Here is a 7,706-nt window from a genome sequence, read left to right as displayed (position 1 = left end):
TAAATAAGACCCAGTGATTGAGCCAGCAACCCCAAGTAAGAAGGCAAACAAACTTGAAAGACTTAAAGCCGATATTGGATGGCGCTTAACCTTATCTAGAATACGAAAGTAAAGGTCTTTTCGGATTTTTTTAATATCCTTTTCAGCTGACTCTATGTCGTCATTTGAAACTCGATCTCGCCTAAGTTTTTCTTTGCACTCGCTACAAATTATTGGATTGTGACATGAAGCAACCAGGTCTGATTTAATCCCGTTCATGTCAAAAATACACCCACGTGTTTCATCATGGGTAAAATCTGTCATTTCATGAAATTCAGGGATCTTATGATTGTTTCTTTTATATGCAAAAGTGTAGGCATTGAGGAGGCGATAAATGACATTTTCCAAAGGAATATTAGCACTCTGCAATATTTCTTTGATTTCGTAAAACGTGAAAATCACTTGGTTGCCACCTAATCTACGGGAGTACCAATTGTCTTCCAATGGAACGTTAACAATTGCAATCATGAAGTCTGCGCCATTTAGTTTGGGCATTTGTTCTCTAACAAGATGATCAGAAAATTCCCAGTCAAAACCATCTGAATTACATCGCAACTCATGATTATCAATTTTTTCAATTACTTCAAATAATGAAGAAGAGAAATTTTTGATCTTCTTCGGATCAAACCCCAACGGCAAATGACCGATAGATACTAACTTAATCTTAACTTTGCTCATAAAGTCCCTTTAGAGATATAACGCCGCCTTCATGGGTTTATCCCATGTAAGGCTTTGTTATGGTTTCAATATCCTTCTGAAAACTTATGGCCATCTTCAATAACTTTTTTTGCAAACGCCTCTGCCTTTTTTGTTGCTATAGCTATTTGATCTGAAGATAAAACTTCATCCAAGTTCTTTGTTGTTGCCTGCATATTAAAGGTAGATTGACTATTATTCTCGAGTATATAACACCACATATAAAGATTTTCATTGTCATCAGTTTCAGAGACCATATTTACAATATTGGCTATCGCATCTAATCTTCCAAAACGTGCTGCCTTACTTAGATAGTTATATCTCTGCTCTCTAGTCAGATCTTCTACTACTTCAGCAAGCCCAGAATAAGCTCCATCATTACCTAGCTTAATTGACTCATCAAACAAATCTTTCGCATCTTCGTATGCTTCATCACCAAACTCACTAATTACAAACCAAGCTTCTGATTCTAGATCGGTCGCTTTAACATCTAATTCAATCATCAATATCTCCCTGAATGATTAATTTTCACCATAACGCCGCCAGCAGCGGCCGAGTGAAACGAGGTCCAGCCCCAACTTGTTGGGGCGTTGCTGGCTGGCCTTGTTATATTTATTTAGTTTGAACATTTACTGCAGACTAACAGCCCAGAATTTGAGTGCAGAACTTATGATTATGCCAATAGTAATTATTGAATAAAAAGCAGCTTTGTTTGCTTTGTAGCGATGCATTAACCAAAACCATAAATACGCATACAGGAAATCAAATATGAAATCTGCAGTAATAGTTACAAAAGAAGAAGCAGAAATTGAGCCCGAAAATAACGTATAAACAATGCTAATTACCGCGTATACAGACGCGTATATAAATGCTGTTTTTCTGGGTTTATCGTTTTCTAATAAGTGGTTTACACAATAGATAAAAATCAGAAATTTTAGGAGTAAAGGTAGTAGTTCCAATTAGATCCTTCCTTGAAAATATAACGCCGCCAGCAGCGGCCGAGTGAAACGAGGTCCAGCGACCGCAGAAAGTGATGCTGGCTGGCCTTGTTATAGGGCATTCGGTTGTGACTCATCACTGAGGATACTGAAGCCCATATAGGCCAAAAAGATACCGCTTATTGGCCATGCACCGAAAGCATAAAGATAGAATAAAGGTGTTGGATAAATAACGAATGCCGTGCCTGCAACTAGTGGTAATGACCAAGCCAGAGAATACAAAGCGCTCTTTTTAATAGTTGTATGCTCAATACCTTCAATATGCTCCTCGGCTTGTATGATTAATATAAAGCGATCATGCGAAACAAAAGGAAGTGCCAACACTTTAAGTAGGAGTCGAGCAAAATTACCAAAGCCACGACGATTAAGCTCTGTTGAAGCAGCCTCTTGGTTAATGCCCCAGTATCTCCATAGTATGAGATACATGGTTGGTATTTGATCTATAGACATTTTAAGACCTATAACATTTGAATATACGTCTCGCGACGCACGTCTTACGACGGTATATTTTTTTGATTGTTGTTCCTTACTTACTTGGTAGGTCCAACCATCGTTGAGCTTTCCATCCTAAGTTTAAAAGTGTCGTTTTGGAAGTGCGTCTCGCGACGTATATCCCATTTTTCAATATCTCGGTAAAAAGCTGACTAAGTCATTTAAATCAGCCACTTATGAGCGCAGGGATTCTCTTCTGGTTTATACGCGTCTTGCGACGTATATCCTCAACGATCTTGACATAATTCTCTCTTGTTTTTACTGTATATAAAAACAGTCTAGGAGCTTGTCATGGATGACGTCCGCAAACCTATTTCGTTCAATTCGCCGCGTCTTTTAGATCAGTTCAGATTATTCATTCGCGCCAAGCATATGGCTTACGCTACCGAGAAAACTTACTGTTCATGGGTTGTAGATTTCATTCGTTTTCACGATCGAAAACACCCTAATGAGATGGGAGCACTGGAAGTCGATGCGTACTTAAGTCATCTCGTCCTGAGAAGGTCTGTATCCATTAACACACAAAAAACTGCTCTGAATGCATTGGTGTTCCTATATAAGCAGTTTCTGCGCATCGATCTTGGTGAGCTGAACTTTGATTACAGCAGGAAGATGCAAACAATTCCTACAGTATTTAGTCATGATGAAGCATGCTCCGTAATCTCTCAGTTAAAAGGCGTTCACTATCTGGCGGCTTCGCTTATGTACGGTTCGGGTTTGCGCGTTATGGAGTCGGTTCGATTACGCGTGCAAGACATCGACTTCTCTAACACCTGCTTGATCATTAGGGAGAGTAAAGGCATGAAGTGGCGGCGCACACTGCTACCCAAAAGTCTGGTGAAACCTCTTCGAAGCCAGATTGAGTTCGCTCTTGCGCTTCACAAACAAGATTTGGAACGTGGTTTTGGTGAGGTGTATTTGCCGGATGCACTCAACCGAAAATACCCGAATGCAGCTCGAGAACCAAAATGGCAATATGTTTTTCCCGCACAACATTTATCCATCGATCCTCGATCGAGCATTGAACGTCGACACCACATAGGTGAACAGCAAATCCAGCGTGCTGTTGCCAAAGCCATTCGTGCAGCACATATCTATAAAAAGGCCGGTTGCCATACTTTTCGGCATAGTTTTGCGACCAATCTGTTGCGAAACGGAACGGATATTCGCGCTATTCAAGAGATGCTAGGGCATAGCAATATCGCAACGACGCAGATCTATACGCATGTTGTGGGTATTCAGGAGCGTGGCGTGGTGAGCCCAATGGATCAGTAGTTGTGTTCGTGGCGCTTGGTTTACGCGCCAAAGAGCGCTTGACTATACAGCACACGTTGATTCGGTGATCGATGTTTCTGTTTTGCTGTTGCGTCAATCGTTTTGATTCTTGGCAGGAGGCCTTGGCCATTGGCTAACTGAATAGCTAAGCCGGGCCGAGCGTTTAATTCCATTAGAAGTGGCCCCAGTTTTTCGTCCAAGACGAGATCTACGCCTAGGTAACCCAGGCCTGTCATTTCATAACAGCGTGCAGAAAGGCTGAGCAATTCGTTCCAATGCGGAATATTTAGCGCCGTTAAGTCTTTTCCTGTGTCTGGGTGAAAGGTAATCGGGTTGTCACGCATCACTGCACGCAAGGTTGTGCCGTTTTGAATATTCAGGCCGACACCTACGGCTCCTTGGTGAAGATTGGCTTTGCCATGAGAGGCATGCGTTGATAGGCGAGTCATCGCCATGACTGGGTAGCCTTGATAAACAATGACCCGGATGTCCGGCACACCTTCAAAACTCATGCCTTCAAAACAAGGCGCAAAATGCACGAGCGCTTCAACGATGGCGACATCATTTCTGCCGCCCAAGCTATATAGTCCACTCAAAATATTGGAGATGTGACGACGAATGCCACTGATGTCGATCTTCGAGCCGTCGGTACGAAGAAAGTCATCGCCCTCTCGGCCAACAATGACCAGTATCCCCTTACCACCGCTTCCTTGAGCCGGCTTGATGACAAAACCGTCCAGGCGTTCGAGTGTTGCACTCAGTTTGCGCAGCTCGTATTGCGCATTAAAAACAGCGAGTAGTTCCGGCGTGGCAATGCCTGTTTTCAAACACAGTTCTTTGGTTCTAAGTTTGTTGTCGACGAGAGGGTACAAGTGACGCGGGTTGTTTGCGGCAATCAACTGAATGTTCCGCCGGTTCATGCCAATAACGCCTAAGCGCTTTAGTTGGCGAGGGTTAGCGAAGCCGAACACGACTAGTGATGTTCCAATATTGATTTAAAACGGCGTAAATCGCTTAACCGGTAGCCGTTGTAATTGCCAATGGTCAAAATCGCAGCGAGCACTAACAGCAAACTTTCGGGGTAAAGGAATACGAAGTCCTCAACATATCGGTTGCTCATTAATAGATAGCTTAGGATTGCGGTGAATAAACTGCCGAATCCTTGAATGGCAACTTCTCGCGGCCCTTCCTCTTCCCATAAAATGGATAATCGCTCGACCGTCCAAGCGGTAATAATCATTGGGAAGAAGGTGACTTTAAGCCCCCAAGGAATGCCCAGTTTATGGCTGGCGATACCGATGGCGGCAAAGATGATGATGACGAACACCAATACAGAGGCAATACGCGGTACGAGCAATAGGTTTAGTCGGCTTAACCAAGAGCGCAGCAAGAGCCCAATACTAATCACGAGGATAAAGAGCGTTAGGCCCTCAATAAGCTCGGTTTGCAAAAACACCAATGCAATTAGCACTGGCATAAACGTACCGGAGGTGCGAATACCCACCAGATTACGCAAAATAACGACCACGAGCGCACCAAGAGGGATGATGAGTAGCAGTTTAAAGGTGCTTTGCTCGGAAATAGGTAGTGAATAAATGGAGAAGTCGATAAACAAGCTTTTTGACGCGCCTTGGTCCTCCACAGAGGCGTTAAGCGCGTTGCGGTATTCTCGCAGCATCGAAAACCGAAGCTCTGCATTGCGGCCTCCATAAATTTCAATGAGCGGCTCGTTACCCTCTTGAAACAACATCAGCCGATTTGGCTCTACAACATACTCTTCTTGCGCATCAATGGTGAGCCACGCGCCATCTTCATGTACAAGCAAAAACTGCTGAATGGGCGTGTTCCGTTTGCGGTCACGTAGCATTAGGCCTTGTGCGGTTTTTGTGTGTACGCCAGCGAGGGCCAATATGTTTTGAGCAAGCGCAAGCCGTTCCTTGAGGCGGGCTTTTTCACTGAGCAAGCGGCGGATACTTGGCTCGGAGGTGTGCATCATATCCAAGAGTGCGAGCGCTTTCTCTTTGGGGGAAGAGAGGCGGTTTAGCCGGGCGGTAATGTCTTTAACAGATTGCTTTTCCTCGTCCAAGAACTCCGGCTCTGCCAGTGGCTCTGGTTTGGCGTGTTCGTAGTCGTTATGACTCAAAAACCAGGTTTCGTAACGGATGAGCAGCTCTTGTTTACCAGGCGGCATTTCGCCCTCGAACGAGACCGTTTCATAGTTGTTTTCCAACCTTGTTTTTTTGCGTTGGAATGGCCCTGAATGTTCGGTAATTCGTGTTCTTCGATAGGGGTTTATGTCGGCTGCATTTAATGCGACCGTGACGACATCTTCTGTAGATTCAAACGATAGCTTGATTTCGACTGACCAGACTTCTTGGTCTTCGCTAGTGGACAGGGGGAAGGAAAGAACTTGATTTTTATAGGCGATGGCGCCCACACCCAAGATGATGAGGATGCAAATAAAAACGCTAATCTGGATACGTGAATTCATAGCGCGTTCATCAATCTAGCATCATGAAGCGTTGGCTAGTGTCAACGACAGCATGCCCTTCAAGAAAGCTTCGTCCAATAAGTAGAGGATATACGAACTCGGAGCGATCATTTAGGTTCACTTCGGTGCGCATCTCGATGTTGCCCATCATGAGAGTAAGCTCTACTACATGGCGACGGTCTGAGTTGCGATCATGTTGCTTAATACTCACTTTACGCACCACGGGCGCTTTGATGCGGACACTGTTTTTCGAACGATGAGGTTTGATATTAAAGGCCGCCCATGTTCTTCCGTCTCTCTCGAATAGCTTAATGTCTTCTGCGTGAATAGAACTCGTCGCTGCTCCGGTGTCGATGCGCGCTTTAAATCTATGTGCTTTCTGGTTGATAGAGACCCACTCAACCTCTCCGATGATCGGGAGTCGCGTTGTTGTAACCGGGCCCTTCTTTTGGGTTGGTTTCTTGGGTTTTGCCTGAATCGGTTCGCATGACTTCAGAGCGTTCGCTTTGTCTGGCCTTTCAGGAAGGGCAGCACAAATTGGGCATTCTTGTGGTACTTCCTTAACGACGATCTCTTTGACAATTTTGATTTCTGGTTCAGCCAAGGGTTCACGCGTTTCAAAAACAGAGCACGCAGAGAGTGCAAAGGCGCAAAGTATCCATAGTGGCAAACGCGGCAGCATGTGTTCTCCGGAAACCTAAACGCGCCTCAATCAACTGTGTTTGATTCGCGTTAGTCGTTAATCTGACAAAGGTTCTGCTCGAATGTATACACTTACCTCACGACCGAGGAGGAGTCTGCGCGAGGGCAAGAGAATCTGTGTGGACGAAGCAAAACCTAAAGCGGGCGCAAGTCTACCAAAATCTTCGCCTCGTGGAGGAGTTGATCGATCAAGAATTGTTAAACAGTTGGGGCTTTCGTTGAAATAATCGAGCCTGTGCGATCAGTCGTCAGTATTTGAGTTGGTTTTATGAAGCGTGTGAATGCGTAATTGATTTAATTGGCGCTGTTCCGGCTTTAGCAAAAAGCGCAGTAGAATGTGGTAGATGTCTAGATCGAAATTCGGCTCAGCAGCAGGATCGATGTAGAGCTCCTCTTCCTGTTGATGTGTATTATGCGGGGCTAGGTTGCTTGTCTTTCGAAGACTGTAATAGCCCTTTTCGTGTAGCTCTTCCTCATTCATAACGCGACCTAGGTAGCGCCACTGATCTACCAGATGAAAGTGCTTGAATTCAGCATCGCTAGGGTCGACTTCTTCGATTAAAATCGGTGTGTCAAAGGGCCAAAGTACGAGCTGTTGCTGACTCATCGCGACGGCGAGTCGCGCGTTGTAGTCCTCGGGTGCTTCCGCGCCTTCACAGGCACCGAAGCAGCGTTTTAGTTGGCGTCGAAAGCAGGGGCTTTGATCTTCAGGATGTCCTTCAAGGCCGAGTAACTTAAAGCAAAGAAAGTAGTCGTCTGCGAGTTTTTCTAAACGCTTGCTCGCTTGACGCGGGCTGCGAAAAAGACCGACATTCTCGTCAGGTGCTTGGTCGCTTTTTGTTTCTCGAATGGTGACGAGCTTAAAGCCATAGGGGCCAGGTTGTACTTCATAGCTAAACAGTTTTCGAGTTCGTCTAAGGCGCCGGTTATATAGCGGAGAAAGCCGTTTTATCTCGTTGCTTTCGAGCAATTGTGCACCTAAATCCCCTGGTGTACGCTGAAAATCAAAATGC

At 45.0% G+C, this 7,706-nt stretch carries 7 protein-coding genes and 1 pseudogene; 1 reads left to right on the top strand and 7 read right to left on the bottom strand.

Going from position 1 to position 7,706, the window contains the following annotated elements; all coding sequences use genetic code 11:
* From A3751_RS03985 to A3751_RS03975, 3 genes are all read right to left on the bottom strand, one after another.
* A partial coding sequence (locus A3751_RS03985; RefSeq protein ID WP_068452404.1) for a hypothetical protein occupies positions 1–717 on the bottom strand: 717 nt, incomplete at its 3' end.
* Between the two features lie 65 nt (positions 718–782).
* Entirely contained in the window at positions 783–1,238 is a 456-nt protein-coding gene (locus A3751_RS03980; RefSeq protein WP_068452401.1) for a hypothetical protein, read from the bottom strand.
* Between the two features lie 546 nt (positions 1,239–1,784).
* A complete protein-coding gene (locus tag A3751_RS03975) occupies positions 1,785–2,183 on the bottom strand; it encodes a hypothetical protein (RefSeq protein WP_068548036.1) in 399 nt (132 codons plus the stop codon).
* Between the two features lie 333 nt (positions 2,184–2,516).
* On the opposite strand from A3751_RS03975, the gene A3751_RS03970 reads away from it, so the two are divergent.
* Positions 2,517–3,500, top strand: coding sequence for an integron integrase (locus A3751_RS03970; protein ID WP_068452387.1), 984 nt, complete (start codon positions 2,517–2,519; stop codon positions 3,498–3,500).
* Positions 3,501–3,520: 20 nt separating this feature from the next.
* Here A3751_RS03970 and A3751_RS03965 read toward each other — a convergent pair whose 3' ends face one another.
* From A3751_RS03965 to A3751_RS03950, 4 genes and pseudogenes are all read right to left on the bottom strand, one after another.
* Positions 3,521–4,420: an alpha-L-glutamate ligase-like protein gene (locus A3751_RS03965; RefSeq protein ID WP_082863044.1), complete on the bottom strand. Its 900-nt coding sequence runs from the start codon at positions 4,418–4,420 to the stop codon at positions 3,521–3,523.
* Positions 4,421–4,473: 53 nt separating this feature from the next.
* Positions 4,474–5,991, bottom strand: coding sequence for a UUP1 family membrane protein (locus tag A3751_RS03960; protein ID WP_068452381.1), 1,518 nt, complete (start codon positions 5,989–5,991; stop codon positions 4,474–4,476).
* Between the two features lie 10 nt (positions 5,992–6,001).
* On the bottom strand, positions 6,002–6,673 hold the full coding sequence (locus A3751_RS03955; RefSeq protein WP_068452378.1) for a RimK/LysX family protein: 672 nt from the start codon (positions 6,671–6,673) through the stop codon (positions 6,002–6,004).
* Between the two features lie 261 nt (positions 6,674–6,934).
* Positions 6,935–7,706: pseudogene (locus A3751_RS03950) on the bottom strand (hypothetical protein); the annotation flags it as partial.

It is taken from the genome of Oleiphilus sp. HI0080 (assembly GCF_001635135.1).
The sequence above is the reverse complement of the archived record's forward strand: the minus strand, read 5'-3'. Positions and strand labels throughout refer to the sequence as shown.

What these genes read in the sequence shown, in the direction of transcription:
- A3751_RS03980 (WP_068452401.1), bottom strand. Translation starts at nt 1,238, where the DNA reads ATGATTGAATTAGATGTTAAAGCGACCGATCTAGAATCAGAAGCTTGG.
- A3751_RS03975 (WP_068548036.1), bottom strand. Translation starts at nt 2,183, where the DNA reads ATGTCTATAGATCAAATACCAACCATGTATCTCATACTATGGAGATAC.
- A3751_RS03970 (WP_068452387.1), top strand. Translation starts at nt 2,517, where the DNA reads ATGGATGACGTCCGCAAACCTATTTCGTTCAATTCGCCGCGTCTTTTA.
- A3751_RS03965 (WP_082863044.1), bottom strand. Translation starts at nt 4,420, where the DNA reads ATGAACCGGCGGAACATTCAGTTGATTGCCGCAAACAACCCGCGTCAC.
- A3751_RS03960 (WP_068452381.1), bottom strand. Translation starts at nt 5,991, where the DNA reads ATGAATTCACGTATCCAGATTAGCGTTTTTATTTGCATCCTCATCATC.
- A3751_RS03955 (WP_068452378.1), bottom strand. Translation starts at nt 6,673, where the DNA reads ATGCTGCCGCGTTTGCCACTATGGATACTTTGCGCCTTTGCACTCTCT.